At 64.9% G+C, this 17590-nt stretch carries 14 protein-coding genes; 6 read left to right on the forward strand and 8 right to left on the reverse strand.

Annotated elements, in window-relative coordinates:
• Positions 1-23 precede the first annotated feature (23 nt).
• The 5 genes from I4484_RS16510 to I4484_RS16530 form a co-directional block, all read right to left on the reverse strand.
• A complete protein-coding gene (locus tag I4484_RS16510) occupies positions 24-791 on the reverse strand; it encodes a glutaredoxin family protein (protein WP_197448321.1) in 768 nt (255 codons plus the stop codon).
• A 63-nt stretch (positions 792-854) separates the two neighbouring features.
• A complete protein-coding gene (locus tag I4484_RS16515; protein ID WP_197448322.1) occupies positions 855-1697 on the reverse strand; it encodes a carbohydrate ABC transporter permease in 843 nt (280 codons plus the stop codon).
• The gene (locus tag I4484_RS16520) at positions 1694-2581 is read right to left on the reverse strand and encodes a carbohydrate ABC transporter permease (RefSeq protein WP_197448323.1); all 888 of its coding nucleotides are present in this window, start codon (positions 2579-2581) and stop codon (positions 1694-1696) included. Before I4484_RS16520 ends, I4484_RS16515 begins: the two co-directional genes overlap by 4 nt.
• Before the next feature lie 281 nt (positions 2582-2862).
• Positions 2863-4182 carry an ABC transporter substrate-binding protein gene (locus I4484_RS16525; protein ID WP_234283703.1) on the reverse strand — a complete coding sequence of 440 codons (1320 nt, stop codon included), beginning with the start codon at positions 4180-4182 and terminating at the stop codon, positions 2863-2865.
• Positions 4179-5480, reverse strand: a complete 1302-nt coding sequence (locus I4484_RS16530) for an ABC transporter ATP-binding protein (RefSeq protein ID WP_197448324.1) — start codon at positions 5478-5480, stop codon at positions 4179-4181. Before I4484_RS16530 ends, I4484_RS16525 begins: the two co-directional genes overlap by 4 nt.
• 206 nt (positions 5481-5686) lie before the next feature.
• Here I4484_RS16530 and I4484_RS16535 point away from each other — a divergent pair, with 206 nt between their 5' ends.
• The gene (locus I4484_RS16535) at positions 5687-7255 is read left to right on the forward strand and encodes a bifunctional GNAT family N-acetyltransferase/carbon-nitrogen hydrolase family protein (RefSeq protein WP_197448325.1); all 1569 of its coding nucleotides are present in this window, start codon (positions 5687-5689) and stop codon (positions 7253-7255) included.
• A gap of 3 nt (positions 7256-7258) precedes the next feature.
• A complete protein-coding gene (locus I4484_RS16540) occupies positions 7259-8074 on the forward strand; it encodes a zinc-dependent peptidase (RefSeq protein ID WP_197448326.1) in 816 nt (271 codons plus the stop codon).
• On the opposite strand, the gene I4484_RS16545 is transcribed toward I4484_RS16540, so the two are convergent.
• On the reverse strand, positions 8064-8876 hold the full coding sequence (locus I4484_RS16545; protein ID WP_197448327.1) for an IclR family transcriptional regulator: 813 nt from the start codon (positions 8874-8876) through the stop codon (positions 8064-8066). The genes I4484_RS16540 and I4484_RS16545 overlap by 11 nt on opposite strands.
• A 232-nt stretch (positions 8877-9108) precedes the next feature.
• Between I4484_RS16545 and I4484_RS16550 the strand changes: the two genes are divergently transcribed.
• The 4 genes from I4484_RS16550 to I4484_RS16565 all read left to right on the forward strand — a co-directional run bounded on the left by I4484_RS16550 (position 9109) and on the right by I4484_RS16565 (position 14983).
• Entirely contained in the window at positions 9109-10491 is a 1383-nt protein-coding gene (locus I4484_RS16550; protein ID WP_197448328.1) for an FAD-dependent oxidoreductase, read from the forward strand.
• 152 nt (positions 10492-10643) lie between these two features.
• Positions 10644-12545: a TRAP transporter fused permease subunit gene (locus I4484_RS16555; RefSeq protein ID WP_197448329.1), complete on the forward strand. Its 1902-nt coding sequence runs from the start codon at positions 10644-10646 to the stop codon at positions 12543-12545.
• A 49-nt stretch (positions 12546-12594) separates the two neighbouring features.
• A complete protein-coding gene (locus I4484_RS16560; protein WP_197448330.1) occupies positions 12595-13623 on the forward strand; it encodes a TAXI family TRAP transporter solute-binding subunit in 1029 nt (342 codons plus the stop codon).
• 70 nt (positions 13624-13693) lie between these two features.
• Complete coding sequence (locus tag I4484_RS16565) at positions 13694-14983, forward strand: MFS transporter (RefSeq protein WP_197448331.1); 1290 nt, start codon at positions 13694-13696, stop codon at positions 14981-14983.
• 199 nt (positions 14984-15182) lie between these two features.
• Here the strand turns inward: I4484_RS16565 and I4484_RS16570 are convergent, their stop codons facing one another.
• Together I4484_RS16570 and I4484_RS16575 are read right to left on the reverse strand one after the other, a co-directional pair.
• A complete protein-coding gene (locus I4484_RS16570; protein WP_197448332.1) occupies positions 15183-16064 on the reverse strand; it encodes an NAD(P)-dependent oxidoreductase in 882 nt (293 codons plus the stop codon).
• Between the two features lie 47 nt (positions 16065-16111).
• Positions 16112-17572 (reverse strand): aldehyde dehydrogenase family protein, encoded by a 1461-nt coding sequence (locus I4484_RS16575; protein WP_197448333.1) that lies wholly within the window; start codon positions 17570-17572, stop codon positions 16112-16114.
• Between the last annotated feature and the right edge of the window lie 18 nt (positions 17573-17590).

A 17590-nucleotide genomic window follows, 5' to 3' on the forward strand; every position in this document is an offset into this window, starting at 1 on the left:
GTCGCCATGCCATGCGCTGAACGCTAGAACAGGTACATGCGCAACGGCATCCACAGGCCCATGCCGATCATGATCAGGTTCTCGGTCAGCGAGACGAAACCCAGCGGCACCTGGCTGTCGCCGCCCACGCAGGCGCACTTGAGCTCGCGCTTGTCGATATAGACCGCCTTGAACACCGAGACGGCCCCCACCGTGCCGATGAACAGCGCCACCGGCGCGGCCAGCCACACCAGCGCACCGGCCAGCATCAGGATGCCCGCCAGCGTCTCGGCGTAGGGGTAGACGTAGCCGTAGCGCACCTGGCGCTGGGCCAGCAGGTCGTAGTTGAGGAACATGGTGCTGAAGCTCTCCACGTCCTTGAGCTTCTGCAGCCCCAGCAGGGCCATGGCGATGGCCACGAAGTACTCCGGCATGCGCGCGCTCAGCAGCGTGCCGGTCGCCGTCCAGCTCACGGCGAACCCCATCAGCAGCGCCGTGGCGAACAGCGCGATCACCGGCTGGTAGGTGGTCTCGTCCTCGCCCGGCGAGTCCTTGCCGAAGTACTCCCGCAACTCGTCATAGCCGCCGATGCGCCGGCCGTCGATGAAGGCCTGGGGCGTCGTATCGACATCGTGCTCGCGCTTGAACGCCTCCGTCTCCTCCCGCGTGGTCAGGTGGTGATCCTCGACCTCGTAGCCCTTGCGCTCCAGCAGGTCCTTGCTCTTGAGGCCGAAGGGGCACAGGTGCTCCTCCATGACCATGCGGTAAAGCTGGGCATGATTGCTCTGCCCTGCCGTCTGTCCTTGAGCCATGACATCTCTCCTTGGGTCATGCATTCACCCCAAGGGTAGTCAATCGACTTTGTTGAGCGAACTTCAGCGAATCCCCGCCCTCAGGAACGACTGCACGAACTGGCGCTGGAACAGCAGGAAGGCGACCAGCAGCGGGGCGATGCTGAGCAGCGTAGCGGCACTGACGGTAGCCCAGTTGACGCCGGTTTCGGGCGCCGAGAATATCCCCAGCCCCACGGTGAGCGGGCGGCTCTCCACCGAGTTGGTAACCACCAGCGGCCACAGGAAATTGTTCCAGTGGTGGCTGATCGAGACCAGGCCGTAGGCGAGATAGGTGGGCTTGGCCAAGGGCACGTAGACCTTGAGCAAGATCGCCATCCAGCCGCAGCCCTCCACCCGGGCGGCCTCCTCCAGCTCGCGGGGGATGGTCTTGAAGGTCTGGCGCAGCAGGAAGATGCCGAAGGCGCTGGCGACGTACGGCAGGCCGATGCCGGTGATGGTGTCGACCAGGCCCAGCCCACTGGCGATACGGTAGTTCTCGACGATCAGCACCTCGGGAAAGACGAACAGCTGGATCAGCACCAGCATGAACAGGATGTCCTTGCCCGGAATCGGGAAACGGGCGAAGGCGAAGCCCGCCAGGGTGCAGACCACGAACTGCGCCAGCACCACCCCGGTGACCAGCAGGAAGGTATTGAGGTAGTAGCGGGCGAACGGCGCCTGGGCCCAGGCGTTGGCGAAGTTGTCCAGCGTCAGCGGGGCGAACAGGTCGAAGCGCACCATGTAGGCCGGCGGATGAAACGCCGCCCAGATCGCGTAGAGCAGCGGGAAGATCCAGACGACGGCGAGCAGCCAGGCGGCCGTGGTCTCGAGGCTCGGCGCGCGCAGGGCAAGGCGGCCGCGATGCGTGCTGATGGCTTGGTTCATTGATAGTGCGTCCTGCGGTCGAGCACGGTGAACTTGAGCGTGGCCACCACCGCCAGCACCAGCAGGATCACCACCGTGATGGTGGCGGCGTAGGTGCGGTCGAAGAACGAGAAGGCGTTCTCGTAGACGTAGTAGAGCAGCAGGTTGGTGGCGTTGTTGGGCCCGCCCTTGGTCAGGATGAACAGGTGGTCGACCACCCGCACGGCATTGATCAGCGCATTGATCAGCACGAACAGCGTGGTCGGCATCAGCAGCGGGAAAGTCACCCGCCAGAAGAAGCTCCAGCGGCTGGTGCCCTCGAGGTCCGAGGCCTCCTTGAGTTCCGGCGGAATGCTCTGCAGCGCCGCCAGGTAGAAGATCATGAAGAAGCCGGCCTCTTTCCATACCGTCATCACGATCACCGAGGTCAGCGCCACGCCGGGGTCGCCCAGCCAGTTGACCCCGGAGAGCCCCAGCGCGCCGAGCAGCTTGTTGAACAGGCCGATCTGCGGGGCGTAGAAGAACATCCACACGTTGGCCGCGGCGATCATCGGCAGGATGGTCGGGGTGAAGTAGGCCATGCGCACCAGGCCCCGCCCCGGCAGGCGGGCGTTGACGAACAGCGCCATGCCTAGCGCCAGGGCGATGGAGGTGGGAATGGTGCCCAGCGCATAGAGCAGGTTGTTGCGCGCCACCTTCCAGAAGGTGGCGTCCTCCACCAGCATGGCGTAGTTCTCGAGCCCGACGAACGCCGGCGGCGCACCGCGAAAGCCGGGCAGGAAGAAGCTGTTCACCAGCGTCGCCACGGTGGGCAGATAAGCAAAGGTGCCAAGCAGCACCGCCGCCGGCAGCAGCAACAGCGCGCCATAGACCTGCATGCGTCTGTCAGCGTTCTGGATCACCATGCCTTGTCCAATCGCGGGGCTGTTCCGGGAGCCAAGGGCCCGGAGTGCCGTACCATTGATGGGGCGCTGTGACTCCTTCCCTGGACGCTACCTTTGCCCTGCGGCGCGCTCTCCTCCTGCTCCGCTTGCAGGGCCGGTGCTGGCCATCCATGGCCAGCCCGTTCGGAGCAGTGCTCCTCACCCCTGGCAAACGACCTCCTCGCCGCCCTTGCCCCCGGCGCCCCGTTCGCCTAGTCCTGTTGAGTCGGTGGAAGAGAGCGCCGCCATTTGTCAGCGTTTCCTCAGCGGGAGCGTGCATAGCGGCGCAGCGCCGCGTCCGCTTCCGCCTGGGCCTGCTTGAGCGCTTCCTCGGGCGACATCTGGCCGGTCAGCGCCGCCTGCACGGCGTTGTCCAGCGCCCGGCGCACGCGTCCGCCCTGGTAGGTGGCCAGCTCCGCGGTGGCATGCTCGAGCTGGTCGCGGGCCACCGCCGCCGGCGGGAACTCCTCGACGTAATTGCGCAGCGCCTCGGTCTCGTAGGAGGCCGGGCTCACGCCCATGTAGCCGGTCTCGATCGACCAGGCCGCGGCGCGCTCGGGGTCGGTCATCCAGCGGATGAAGGTCAGCGCGGCGTGCTGTTCCTCCTCGCTGGCATTCTTGAACAGGTAGAAGTTACCGCCGCCGGTGGGGCTGCCGCGCTGCTCCTTCATCGGCAGCATCGCCACGCCGAAGTCGAAGGAGGCCTCGTTGCGTACCGCGGTGAGGTTGCCGGTGCTGTGCCACATCATGGCGGTGGACTGCTCGAGGAAGTTCTGGCGCAGGGTGCCCCACTCGATGGTGCCGTCGGGCATGGCGTCGTGCTCCTGGGCCAGCGAGACCCAGTACTCCAGCGCCTCGATGGCGGCGGGGTCGTCGAAGTAGACCTCGGTACCCTCCTCGTTCATCAGCCGGTGGCCGTTCTGGAAGGCAAAGGCCTGGAACATCCAGTAGGGATAGCCGGTGGAGGGCACCATCACCCCCCACTGCTCGCCGCCGCTGGCCTCACGTATCGCGGCGGCCATCTCGGCCATCTCCTCCCAGTTCTCCGGCGGCGTCTCGGGGTCGAGCCCGGCGGCCTCGAAGGCGTCCTTGTTCCAGTAGAGCACGATGGTCGAGCGCTGGAAGGGGATGCCGTAGGTCTGGCCGTCGATCTGGCCGTTCTCCATCAGCCCGGGGTAGAAGCTGTCGAGCCACTCGCGCTCCTCGTCGCTCTCGATGACCTCGTCGAAGGCGACGATGGCGTCCTGCTCCAGCAGGTCGAACAGATCAATGGAGAACAGCACCGAGAGCTGGGGCGCCTCGCCCGCCTCGATGGCCGACATCGCCCGCACGCGGGTATCGTCGTAGTTGCCGGCGTAGATGGCATTCACCGAAATCTCCGGATGCTCATTCTCGAACTCGGCCACCAACCCGTCGATCACGTCGGTCAGGGCGCCGCCCACCGCCACCGGGTAGTACATGGTCAGCTCGGTCTGCGCCTGGGCATTCAGCGTACCGGCGGCCAGCAGGCCGGCCAGGGCCAAGGCGCCCTTTCGGCGGCCCCTTGCGAGACTGCCCTTTACTAGAGAGAAGCGTGCGTTCATCGGTTCACTCCTGGAGAGTCGTTCCCAGCGGGGTTGGACGAGGCACGGGCCTCGCGGTCTTGTACGGTGGGAGCCACCGCATCTTGTACGCTCGAAGAGGGCGGAGGGTGCGCTTCGAAACGATGCCGGCCCGGTGGCGCAGCGAGGTCGTGCCCGGCGATCGCCAGCCGCCGCCCGTCGCCGGCGTCGAAGAAATGCGCCGCCTCGCGCCGCCACTGCAACCGGCACGCCGAACCGGCAGCGACGCTCGGCTTGCCGTCGAGCCGCGCACGCAGCTGCTGGCTGCCGACCCGGAGGCGCACGATGCTGTCGGCGCCGAGGTATTCGGCATCGATCACCTCGGCGGGCACGCCGGGGGCGTCCACGGGCCGCACCCGGATATCCTCCGGACGCACGCCCAGCCAGTGACCCTTGGCGTCGTGAGAGGCGACGCTGCAGTGCGGCTCGCCCTCGATCACCGCGCCGTCGGCGGCGGCGGCGAGCGTCACCAGGTTCATCGCCGGGCTGCCGATGAAACCGGCGGCAAAGGCGCTGGCCGGGCGGTCATAGAGTTCGCTCGGCGTCCCGTCCTGCACGATGCGCCCGTCGTGCATCAGGATCACCCGGTCGCCCATGCTCATCGCCTCGACCTGGTCGTGGGTGACGTAGATCACGGTCATGCCGAGGCGCTGCTGCAGCGCCTTGATCTCACGACGCATTTCGCCGCGCAGGCGGGCATCGAGATTGGAGAGCGGCTCATCCATCAGGCAGATGGGGTGTTCGGAGATGATCGCCCGGGCCAGGGCGACCCGCTGGCGCTGGCCGCCGGAGAGCTGCGCCGGCTTGCGCTCGAGATAGGCCTCGAGATCGACCAGTTGGGCCACCCGCGCCAGCCGCTCGCGGCGCTCGGCCTTGGGCACCTTGCGGCTGCGCAGGCCGAAGACGATATTGTCGGCCACACTGAGGTGGGGAAACAGCGCATAGGACTGGAACACCATGCTGATGCCGCGGTCGCCCGGCGGCAGGTGGGTGACGTCGCGCTCGCCGATGTGGATACGCCCGGCGCTGGCCTGTTCCAGCCCGGCGATCATGCGCAGCGTGGTCGACTTGCCGCAGCCCGAGGGGCCGAGCAGGATGACGAACTCGCCCGGCGCGACGTCGAAGCCGATACCGTCGACCGCGATGGTCTCCCCCCAGCGCTTGCTCACGGCCTCGAGCCGAATGCGCTGGCGCTCCTGCGAGCCGTCGTGCTGCCCGGCCGGCGGGCTGGATGGGTTCCGGCCCTGACTCCGGCCCGGATTATTGTTGTCTGGGTTCATGCTGCGTCCGCGTTGCCGGTGAAGGCGTGGCATGGCTGTCATCGACTCTCCCGAACTCAGCGTAGCCGTTAATTCGAATTTGTGGAGCCATCCTGGCCCCTTCCGGTGACGGAGCGGTGACGAAACGGAGACAGGGCGGCAACAAATCGGCCACCCCGCCGGGCGTGCTAGAATGCGGGCTTCACCCTGATCAGGAACCGAGCGCAATGTCCCTTGACGACCTGCACCTCAACCTCCGCAACCTGACGCAGGACGATTACCCTCAGCTCAAGCAACTGATGGACGCCGTCTACGACGACATCGGCGGCGCCTGGCCGCAGCACACCATCGACCGGCTGATCCAGGAGTTCCCCGACGGCCAGATCGCCATCGAGGACGACGAGCGGCTGGTGGGCGTGGCGCTCACCGTGCGGGTCGACTACGACGAGTTCTCCAACCCGCACCAGTACGACGACCTGGTGGGCAACCGCGAGATCATCTTGAATGACCCCGAAGGCGACGCCATGTACGGGCTGGACGTGCTGATCCACCCCGACTACCGCGGCTATCGCCTGGGTCGGCGCCTCTACGAGGCGCGCAAGGAACTGTGCCGCTCGCTCAATCTGCGGGCGATCCTGGCCGGTGGGCGCATCCCCAATTATCACGAATACCCCGACCTCAGCCCCACCGAGTACATCGACCAGGTGGCACGCAAGGAGATTCACGACCCGATCCTGTCGTTCCAGTTGGCCAACGACTTCCAGGTCAAGCGGCTGCTGCGCAAGTACCTGCCGGAGGACGAGAAATCCCAGGGCTACGCCACCCTGCTGGAGTGGAACAACATCCTCTATGAACCCGCCGAGCGGGTGCTGGAGAACCGCCCCACCCAGGTAAGGGTCGGTGCCGTACAGTGGCAGATGCGCGAATGTGCCTCGGTGGAATCGGTGCTGCAGCAGGTGGAATACTTCGTCGACGCCATCTCCAGCTACCAGAGCGACTTCGCCGTCTTCCCGGAGCTGTTCAATGCACCGCTGATGGGCCTGCAGGACCGCGCCACCCAGCAGGACCAGCTCGCCGCCATCCGCTACCTGGCCGGCTTCACCGAGCACTTCAAGAACGAAATCTCGCGCATGGCGGTCTCCTACAACATCAACATCATCGCCGGCTCGATGATCGAGGTGGGCGAGGACGACCGGCTCTACAACGTCAGCTACCTGTGCCACCGCGACGGCGACGTCGAGAAGCAATCCAAGCTGCACATCACGCCCCAGGAGCGTCGCGAGTGGGTGATCGAGGGCGGCGACGAGCTACGCGTGTTCGACACCGACGCCGGACGCGTCGGCATCCTGATCTGCTATGACGTGGAGTTCCCCGAACTCGGCCGGCTGCTGGCCGACCAGGACATGGACATCCTGTTCGTGCCGTTCTGGACCGATACCAAGAACGGCTACCTGCGGGTGCGCCACTGCGCCCAGGCGCGGGCCATCGAGAACGAGTGCTACGTGGTGCTGTGCGGCAGCGTGGGCAACGTGCCGTCGATCCGCAACCTCGACATTCAGTACGCCCAGTCGTCGGTGTTCACGCCCTCGGACTTCGCCTTCCCCCACGACGCGGTGCTCTCCGAGACCACGCCCAACACCGAGATGGTGATCTTCTCCGACCTCGACCTCACCCGCCTCACCGTGGTGCGCGCTGAGGGTTCGGTGACCAATCTCAAGGACCGGCGCAAGGACCTGTTCGACCTGCGCTGGCGCGACTGGTCGTGGAAGTCCGGCGCACGGCAGGAAGAGAGCTGAGCCATGTTGGGTCGCCTGCGCCGCTGGCGGGCCGAGCGCTTCGAGGCCCGCCACCCGTTCCCGGCGGAGGCCTGGGCCGAGGCCCGCTCACGCCTGCCGCTGCTGGCCTGCCTCGGCGACGACGAGGCCGAGCGCCTCGGGCGTCGCGCCTGGCGCTTCCTGCATGCCAAGCGGTTGAGCCTGCACCCGGAGCTGGCCCAGAGCACGCCATTCGATCAGCCCGCCCAACTGGCCCTGGCCGGCCAGGCCTGCCTGCTGACGCTGGGCTGGTCGGACGACGACCACGACGAGGCCTTCGCCGGCTTTCACGAGATCCTGATCCTGCCCGACGCCTTCCACCGCCAGGTAGAGGAGATGGACGAATTCGGCGTGATGCACGCCTACGAGGACGAGCGGGCGGGAGAGACCTCGCATCAGGGCCCGGTGGTGGTGGCCTTTCCCGATTTGATGGAGAGCGGCGACTTCACCGGCTTCAACGTGGTGATCCACGAACTCGCCCACAAGCTCGACATGGGCAACTCGCTGGATGTCGACGGTTTCCCGCCGCTGCCGCGCGATATCGACCCGAAGGAGTGGCACCGCGTCTTCACCGCCGTGTGGGACGACCTGCAGGCGCACCTCGAACGCGGCGAAGCACCGCCCATCGACGACTACGCCGCCACCCACCCCGGCGAGTGCTTCGCGGTGTGCTGCGAGTACTTCTTCAGCGCCCCCGATGTGCTCAGCGGCGCCTACGCCGAACTCTACGACCTGCTCAGGCGCTACTTCCGCCAGGACCCACGATCTCGGCTACCGCCCCGACCCGACGTCACCCCGTGACCGCGGAAGTCTGGATGGAACCATCATATCCGAGACGACGGGATATCTCCGCTGCCGTCTCCAGCACGTCGTCCTTCAACTTGCCGTGCATCTCTTCCATGCACGGCAGGGACTCATAGTCAGAAACGTTAATCCCCGCAATGACGCTCCCCGTACCGTCCCTGAGCGCCGCAGCGACAGAAGCGATCCCGGAGACAAAGGAACCCGCGACGTATCCCCTGGCCCGCTCCAGCTCGAGGAACTCCTTCAACGCCTCAAGGGTCGCCGGTTCCTCGTAGTTCTCCACCCGCAAGTCATGACCGGCATACCGCGCGTTCAGCTCATCATTGGACAGTGCGGCCAACATGGCCCTGCCGATCGAGTTGACATGGGCCGGGAGCCGAGAGCCCACATGCCGATTGCTGGACAGGCGCTGGTGGGAGGCCGCGCGATAGATGTAGAGCACATCGTATCCATCCATCACGGCCATGTGCGTGCTCGCCCCCGTGCGATCGCGCAACCCGTCCAGCAAGGGACTGGCGATCTCCACCAGCTCCTGCGAGTGAAGGTAATCGAAGCCCAGTGTCAACACGCGTGGACCGAGTGCATAGCGGAATGAGTCCTTGAGACGTACCAGATAGCCTTCGCTTTCCAGTGTGTACACCAGCCGGAATACCGTGGCCCGCGACAGATCCAGTTCCCGCGCAATATCGGCCAGTCGCATCGAAGGCCGGTCGCTGCCGAACAGGCCGAGCACCGACAATCCCCTCAGCAGGCCGGGAACGATATAACTCTGATTCAAGTCATCCGAAGGTTTTTTCATCGTCGTTTCGCGCCATCTCGTAGCTGACTAACCCGCCAAAATCGGCTCAGGTGCTCTCCACAAGCCAGCATACCCGCACTGGCGGACGCTATCACCATCTTGGCCTGCCTTGACAGGACTCGATATCGCGCCCATAGTTTTATATGCGGATCATTGTTACGTATATAAAACAAACTGTCAAAGCCGAGCCACTGCTTCGCCGGCCAGCATGAAATGATGGAGGAATCTTCCAATGTCGAAACACAAGACCATACAAGAGCCAGCCCGCGAGATCCCATGCCTGCTCGAGACTGACATCGTCGTGGTAGGCGGTGGCACCACCGGCCCGATGGCAGCGCTAGCAGCGGCACGCCAGGGACAGAGCGTCGTTCTCATTGAACGGTTCGGTTCACTAGGCGGCAACATGACGCTAGGGCTGAACACAAAGCCTTCCGGTGTGCTGTCGGGCGGCATCCCTTTGGAGCTCTGGAACCTTGCGCGTTCGGTTGGTGGCGTGGGCGCCGACTATGTCGCCACCACCAAGGTGAAGGACGTCAAGATCGCCTCCCCTTGTGATCCGGAGATCATGAAAATGTTGCTGACCCGCCTGTTGCACGATGCAGGGGTTCGGGTGCTCTTCGAGACAGTGGTGTCAGCACCAGTCATGGAGGATGGCCAGGTCGCCGGCGTCATCATCGAGGGCAAGGGCGGCCGTCAGTATGTGGAAGCCAAGGTGGTGATTGATTGCTCGGCGGATGCTGATGTTGCCGCCGCCGCCGGCGCACCGTACGTGCTTGGAGATGGAGACGCTCATGCGGTTCAACCAGTCTCCATGTACTACACACTGGCTAACGTAGACGTCAAACGCCTCGCGGAGTGGGCCCAGGCCCACCCGGACGAGGTTCCAGCGCGCGCCATACCCGAGAACGATGAAGATCTGAACTACGGCCTGTGGCTGACGGGCTTCAACAACCTCATCAAGGCCTATCAGGAAGAGAAGGGCATCAAGCTACAGCGCGAGAACATTACCCTGAAGACCGCCAATGGCGTGCTCTACGTAAACGCCACGCGAGTCCTCGGCGTGGATGGACTATCGCCTCTGGAAATGAGCGACGCGATGCTCGAGATCTATCGCCAGATAGAGGCCTATACGGCATTCCTGATCGAGAAGGTCCCGGGCTTCGAGAACGCCCATATTGGACAGATCGCACCCGTGATTGGAGTACGTGAAACCCGTCACATACGCGGGGAGTATCTGCTAACGGGTCAGGATGTTATCGACTGCGTACCGTTCGAAGACACCATAGCTGCTGATAACTGCGCCATGGATGTCCACGACGTCAAGGGCGCCGACGTTGACTTCCAAGGCCTCGGTCCCTACGAGATTCCCTACCGCTCGCTGGTGCCGCTGGAAGTGGACCAACTGCTGGTGGCCGGTCGCTGCATCTCGGCCGACCATGTCGCCCACGGGCGTACCCGCAACATGCCCGCCTGCATGGCCACCGGTCAGGCCGCTGGTGTGGCTGCTGCGGTCGCAGTCGCCTCGGGTACCACCGTTCGGGACGTGGACGTGACGAGGGTACAGCAGATCCTGCGCCAGATGGATATGCCATTGAAGGCAGAGGAGATCGCCTGAGGCATAGCCAGGAGGATCTCGACCCAATCGCGGGTCGGGGTCCTCCAACAAGGGCGACAGAAGCCCCGGACATGGATCGCCTGGCATTTTATTCGGGTCGCAATGGGCAACGCCTTATAGCCCACGCAACCCGGTCATGAGGGGGAGTATCGATGCGAGTGGGTGCACGGATTATCACTGTCGTCATGGTCGGCGTGGCTCTATACCATTTCTTCATAGCGCTCACCGGCGTGCCCGAACCAATGGTGGTTCGACCACTGCACGTTAGTGCCCTATTATTCCTCGGCTTCCTGGTGCTACCGTTCCGTGCCAAGTCGCTCGCCGATGAGAGCGAAGTGTCGGAATGGCATGGGTCCCACTGGACGGGCTGGGTACTCGCCGTACTGGGGCTGGTCTCGGCGTTCTACATCATCAACGACTACGACCGGATCGTTTACCGCCTGGTCTACCTGGACCCACTGGAACCCGCCGACTGGGCCGTCGGGCTGCTCACCCTAGCCCTGGTCATCGAACTCGCCCGGCGCGTCGTCGGCTTGATCCTGCCGATGATCATTCTCATCTTCGCCCTATTCACCCTGTTCGGCAATTACCTTCCAGGCATGCTTCGCCATCAAGGCACCGACGCCGAGAAGCTGCTTGACCACGTCTTTCTGACGACAACCGGCCTGTACGGGTCACTGGCCTCACTGTCCCTGTCCGTCGTATTCATGTTTATCGCCTTCGGTGCCTTCCTTCAGGCTGCCGGCGGCGACCGCCTGCTCTCCCAGATCATCGTGGCCATGACACGTGGCCGAAAGGGCGGGCCCGGAAAGGCGTCGGTGGTCGCAAGTGTCTTGTTTGGAGCCTTGACTGGTAGCGGTGCCGCCAATGTCTATGCCACCGGCGCCGTGACCATCCCGCTGATGAAGAAAGCCGGGTACCGCCGGGAGTTCGCCGCGGCGACGGAGGCCTGTGCCTCACAGCTCGGCCAGCTCCTGCCACCGGTCATGGGGGCCGCCGCCTTCATCGTTGCCGAATTCAGTCGGGTCAGTTATGCCTACGTCGCCGTGGCAGCGCTGATTCCCTCGTTCTTCTACGTGATGGCGCTCTACCTGGCGGTGCACATCGAATCCACCAAGGCCGGCATCGGGGTCTATGAGCCCGAGGGCGAGAAAGTCGACATCCGTACGGTGCTGAGCAGGTTCGGGCACCTGGCCCTGCCACTGGTCATTCTGGTCGTGCTCCTGGTGCTGCGCTACACGCCCTATTTCGCCGCCACGGTCGCTACGCTTTCGGTGATCCCTATCAGCTGGCTCCGCAAGGAGACCCGCATGGGCTTTCAGGCGCTGATCAACGCCATTACCTCCACCATGTACCGCGTCGTCTCCATCGGCATTGTCCTGGTTTGCGCCGGCATCGGCGTGGCGATTCTGGAGATGACGGGCGTGCCCTATCAGGTGACCGGCCTGCTGGTCAGCCTGAGCGGTGGTCATCTGCTTCCGGCACTGCTGATCGTGGGCGGGATGACCATCATCCTGGGCTTCGGAATGCCGGTGACCGGCGCCTTCCTCATCGCCTCCCTGTTCGGGGCATCGGCGCTGATGCAGTTCGGCCTGGAGCCGTTCGTGGCCTATATGATCATCTTCCTCTTCGCACTCACCGCGAATATCACGCCGCCGGTTTGTGTCGCCACCTTCGCGGCGGCTTCCATCGCCAACTGCAGCTTCATGCGCGCCGGGATCAGGGGGCTCCGACTGGGTATGCCGGCCTATGTCATTCCCATCATCATCTCCTACAACCCGACGCTGCTGAACATCACTGAGCATGGATTCTGGTTCGGGCTGCAGGTCCTGGTCAGTACTACGGTGGCGGTAGTCGGCTTGGTAATACTGATGTCCGACTGGCTGTTCCATCGTCTCAACATGTTGCAGCGTGCGCTGTTACTGGCCTCGCTGCTGGCTATCGTCATGCCATCGCTGTTGACCGACATCCTGGCGGCCCTGGCGGTCGGGATCGTGCTGTCCTGGCAGTGGCTTGATGCGAGAAGGGCACACGTTCCGACGCCCAATGCATAAGTCGTAGCGTGTTGCTGACAACAAGAGAGACTCTTCGAGGAGTTACAGCATGCCTAGTTCAAAGATGTCTAGCCCTAAGATCGTAGCAGCAAGCCTGGTACTGGCCGCCAGTCTCACCGGTGGCAGTAAGGTCATGGCGCAGAGCGAACCCATGACGGCCTACGCCGGTTCGGTGGGTGGACTGTACATGGAAGTGATGTCGGTATGGATTTCACAATGGGAAAATGCCATCGACGACCTGGATATCTCGGCCGTCTCCGGCGGCGGGACCACCAACCCCTTCCATATCTCACGTGCGGATCCGAACCAAGCCATCGGCATCACGGATACCCTCACCACCGCTGATGCCATGGACGGTACTGGTGATATCGGCACACGGGCCCCCGACGGTCTGCGCAACCTCAGGGCGCTGGTGCGTCTCAACGCCCTGAGCCATTCCGCCTTCATGATCCGGGGCAGTCAACTGCCCGAAGGTGTCACCACGGTTGGCGAACTGTTGGAGCAGAAACCCGCCTTGCGATGGGCGTTCTTCCAGCGCGGCAATCCCGGTGAACTAACCGGCCGACGCTTCCTGGAGGCCTATGGGGTGAGCTTTGACGACCTGAGCGCCTGGGGTGGCCGGGTCTCGTTCAATCCGCAGGCCGAGCACTCTTCGCTGATGATCGACGGACACGCCGATGTGTCTATGGTCATGACGCGTGCCCCGGCCGCTTTCATGTTGGATATGGATGCATCGGTCAGGGATCTGGTCTGGCTGAAGATCGAGGAAGAGGTGGTCGAGCACCTGATCGAGAACTATGGCGGCTATATCAAGGAGGAGCATCCGGCCGAGTTCTATGACAGCCTGAAGGAGCCGTTCGTCACCGCTTCGGTCGACCATGTGCTCTTCGTGCATGAGGAGATGGACGAGGAGCTTGCCTACCAGCTTACTCGAACCGTGCTGGAGAACGCCGAAGCCTTGCGCAACTCCCTGCAGTCCATGAGCGAGTTCTATCCGGACGTGGTCTGCCACAACACCGGTCGCTTCGAGCTGCACACCGGTGCAGAGCGGGCATGCACGGAACTGGGATACCTCTGAGTAGGCGCACCACATCCCAAGCTTTGGCCGGCCCGTCCTGGTGCCGGCCAAAGCTCGTCAGGGAGCGACCATGATGCCAGAGCTGCCTCCCGGCGAGGACAGTTCGCAGCGAAAGCCGCGGCTCGGCTTTTTGTTGTGTCTGATGCTACCCTTCGCCTTCGCCTATTTCCTGTCACATATCTTCCGAACCGTAAACGCCGTGATCGCCCCCGACTTGATGGAGACCATCGGGTTGAGTGCCGCGGACCTCGGTCTGCTGACCAGTACCTTCATGCTCGCGTTCGCCTTGGCCCAACTGCCCCTAGGCGTGCTGCTGGATCTATTCGGACCACGCCGAGTGGAGGCAACGTTACTGTGTCTTGCCGTGCTTGGCGGCGTGCTGTTCGCCGCTGCCGACAATGTCATCATCCTGGCGATGGCACGGGCGTTGATGGGCCTGGGCGTTGCCGCCTGTCTCATGGCGGCGCTCAAGGCCATGACCGCCGACCTGCCCGCTAGTTGGCTGATGACGGCCCACTGCCTACTCGTTGCCGTCGGTGGACTGGGGGCGATCATGGCCACGGCCCCGGCCGAGTTCCTGGTTCGCCTCATGGGCTGGAGAGCGGTGTTCCTCATGCTGGCGGGTGCGACCGCCATCGCTGCAATCGTGATCTTCGTGCTGATCAAGGACCCACCGGGGACACACCGGCGGACCACCTGGCGGCGCGAGGTCGTCGGCCTTCGTCGGGCCTTGAGCCACCGCTTCTTCCTCGGCGTGGGACCCGCGGTCGGCCTCATCCAGGGTGGCTTCATGGCCATTCAAACGCTCTGGGCGGGCCCATGGCTCTACGCTGTCGCAGGGCTGGACCGAACGTCGGTCGGTCGCTACCTGCTGCTCATGGCTGCCGGCATGGTTGCCGGCTACCTGGCGAACGGCTTCCTGGGGGCCCGAGTGTCGAAATGGGGAGTGAACCCGATTATGGTGGCGATCGGCGGTTCCGCCCTGTTGCTCTGTTCGCTTTGCACCATCATCGCAATGGGCGGGCATGCCCCGTTGTCACTCTGGATCGTCTACGGCTTCTTCGGGACCAGCGCCCCGATGTGCTTCGCCCTGATCGGCCGGGAAGTCCCCCTGCAGTATGTAGGCAGAGTCAGCACCGCCATGAATTTTCTCGTCTTTGCGGCAGCGTTTGCCTTCCAGTGGGGCATCGGCGCGATCATCAAACTCTGGTCGAGCGGCCCCGCCGGCGAGTCACCACTGCTGGCCTATCAGGTGGCATTCTCCCTGGCGCTGATCGTCCAGCTTCTCGGCTGGATATGGTTGGTACGCACCGCGCTGGCCATGCAGCGGGCCGCCATTGTCGCTGACCAAGGGCCGTGAGTAGCACAGGACGCCAAGCACCTCGCCTGATCACAGCGACCGCTACATCACACGGCTCGCTGAAGCCGCCTACCGGAAGACGCCTGCCCCCTTGGCCATGCGGCGCCTACTCCGAACTCTACGACCTGCTCAGGCGCTACTTCCGCCAGGACCCGCTACGCCGCCTGCCCGAAGCTGACGCCATCACGCACGCCTGAGCTCATTTTCCCTCCAGCAGGCTGACCAGCTCCGGCACCGGCCGCTCGGCATGGCCCGAGTCGCTGGCCTGCCGGTAGAGTGTGAGCACCGCTTCCGCCACACCATGCTCGGCGGCGAGATCCTCGGTCATGGTGCGGTAGTAGCCGATGTCCTTGAGCGCGTTGGCCACGCTGAAGCGGAATCCGGACGAATCCCCGGCTTCGATGTAGGGGCGCAGCCGCTCGAGGATCACGCCACCGCCGCCGCCCTTGCCCAGTACGTCGAGCAGGGCGGCATCGTCGATGCCGGCTCGGCGCGAGGCCGCCGCGGCCTCGGCCAATACCGCGGTGAAGCCCAGCGAGACGAAGTTGTGCAGAAGCTTCAGGGTATGGCCCGCCCCCACCGGCCCGGCGTGGGCGATGTTCTCGGCGAAGCATTCGAGCAGCGGGCGCACCTCGGTGAACAGCGCCTCCGGCGCGCCGACGATCAGGTTCAGGCGTCCCGCCTCGGCTTCCTTGGGCGTGCGGGTCATGGCGGCGTCCATGAAGCGACCGCCCGCCGCTTCCACCCGAGCGGCCACCCGTGCGGTGGAGCTCGGCAGCGCCGTGGAGCAGTCGATCACTACCGTTTCGGGCGCCAGCCCTTCGAGCACGCCGCCCGGCTCGAACAGCACCGCCTCCACCTGGGGCGAGCCGGTCACACACAGGATCACCACCTCGGCGGCCTCGGCCACCTCGCGTGCGCTGTGCTTGGCCGTAGCACCGGCGCCCAGAAGGTCCTCCACCGGCTGGTTGCCCGGGTGATCCAGAAAACAGAGCGCATGCCCGCCGCGCAGAATGTTGGCGGCGATGCCGTGCCCCATCAGGCCGACCCCGACCAGGCCGACCTTGCGTGTTTGCTTCATGCCACTTCTCCTCTTTCTCCGATGTCTCGTTGCCGGCCGCTATCGGATCATCCGTGCTTCAGTGCCACGGTCTTCAGTCGCGTATAGCTGCGCAACCCCTCGAAACCCTTCTCGCGACCGTGCCCGGAGCGTCCCACGCCGCCGAACGGCAGCTCGATGCCACCGCCGGCACCATAGTTGTTGATGAATACCTGGCCGCTGCGAATGCCCTTGGCCAGGCGCAGCTGGCGCCCGCCATCGCGGGTCCAGACACCGGCACACAGGCCGAAGTCGGTGGCGTTGGCCAGCCGCAGCGCCTCAGCTTCGTCGTGGAAGACCTGTACCGCCAGCACGGGGCCGAACAGCTCTTTGCGCAACACGGCATGCCCGGCGGGTATGTCGGTGAGCAGCCGTGGCACGACGAAGTGACCGCCGCTCGGTGCTCCTGCGGCCAGCTGCCCCTTGGCCGCCACCCGCACGCCATCGGCCTGGGCGGCTTCCAGGCTCGCCTCCAGCCGGGTCTTCTGGCGGGCGTTGATCAACGGTCCGCAGTCGGCATCCGCCTCGCCGGCGTCGCAGCGCAGCGTAGCGAAACGCTCGGCCAGCGCTCCCAGCACCGCCTCGGCGCAGCTCGCCTCCACCAGCAGACGGCTGCCGGCCGAGCAGGTCTGGCCGGCGTTCTGCACGATACCGCGCACTACCGCCTCCAGCGCGGCCTCGAGGTCGGCATCGGCAAAGACGATCTGCGGCGACTTGCCGCCCAGTTCCAGCGTCACCGGCACATGGTGCGCCGCCGCGGCCTGGGCCACGTGGGTGCCCGTCTCGGGCGAGCCGGTGAAGGAGAGATGGTCGATGGCCGGATGCGACGCCAGGGCCGTCCCCGCTTCACGCCCCAGCCCCGGCACCACGTTCAGCACGCCGGGCGGCAGGCCGTGCTCCTGGGCCAGCTGGGCCAGCCGCAGCACGCTCAGACAGGCGTCCTCCGCGGGCTTGAGCACCGCGCTGTTGCCGGTGGCCAGCGCCGCCGCCACACAGCGACCGAAGATCTGCGCCGGGTAGTTCCAGGGAATGATCTGGGCGCATACGCCATAGGGTTCGCGCAGGGTCAGCACGGCGAAGCCCTCGTCGAACGGGATCGTCTCGCCGTGCAGCTTGTCGGCTCCGCCGCCATAGAAGCGGAAATAGCGGGCACAGGCGGCGATATCGCCGCGTGCCTGGGTCATCGGCTTGCCGGTGTCGGCGCATTCCAACGCCGCCAGGTTGTCGCGGTCGGCGTCGATGGCATCGGCGAAGGCCAGCAGCCACTCGCCACGACGCCGGGCCGTCCAGCGCGCCCAATCGCCTACGCTGCCGGCGAAGGCGCGGCGCGCGGCGTCCACCGCCACCATGACCTCCTCGGTCTGACAGCGAGCGATATGCGCAATGGTCTGGCCAGTGGAAGGGGACTCCACCTCCAGCAGCGCCTGGGTCGGCACCCATTCGCCGCCGATCAAGGCCTCGCTCGGTGGTGTTACGGGCAGAGCGGTCATGCGTCCTCCTTGTACTGT

The sequence above is a fragment of the Halomonas sp. SS10-MC5 genome, assembly GCF_015992245.1.
GTDB lineage: Bacteria > Pseudomonadota > Gammaproteobacteria > Pseudomonadales > Halomonadaceae > Halomonas > Halomonas sulfidoxydans.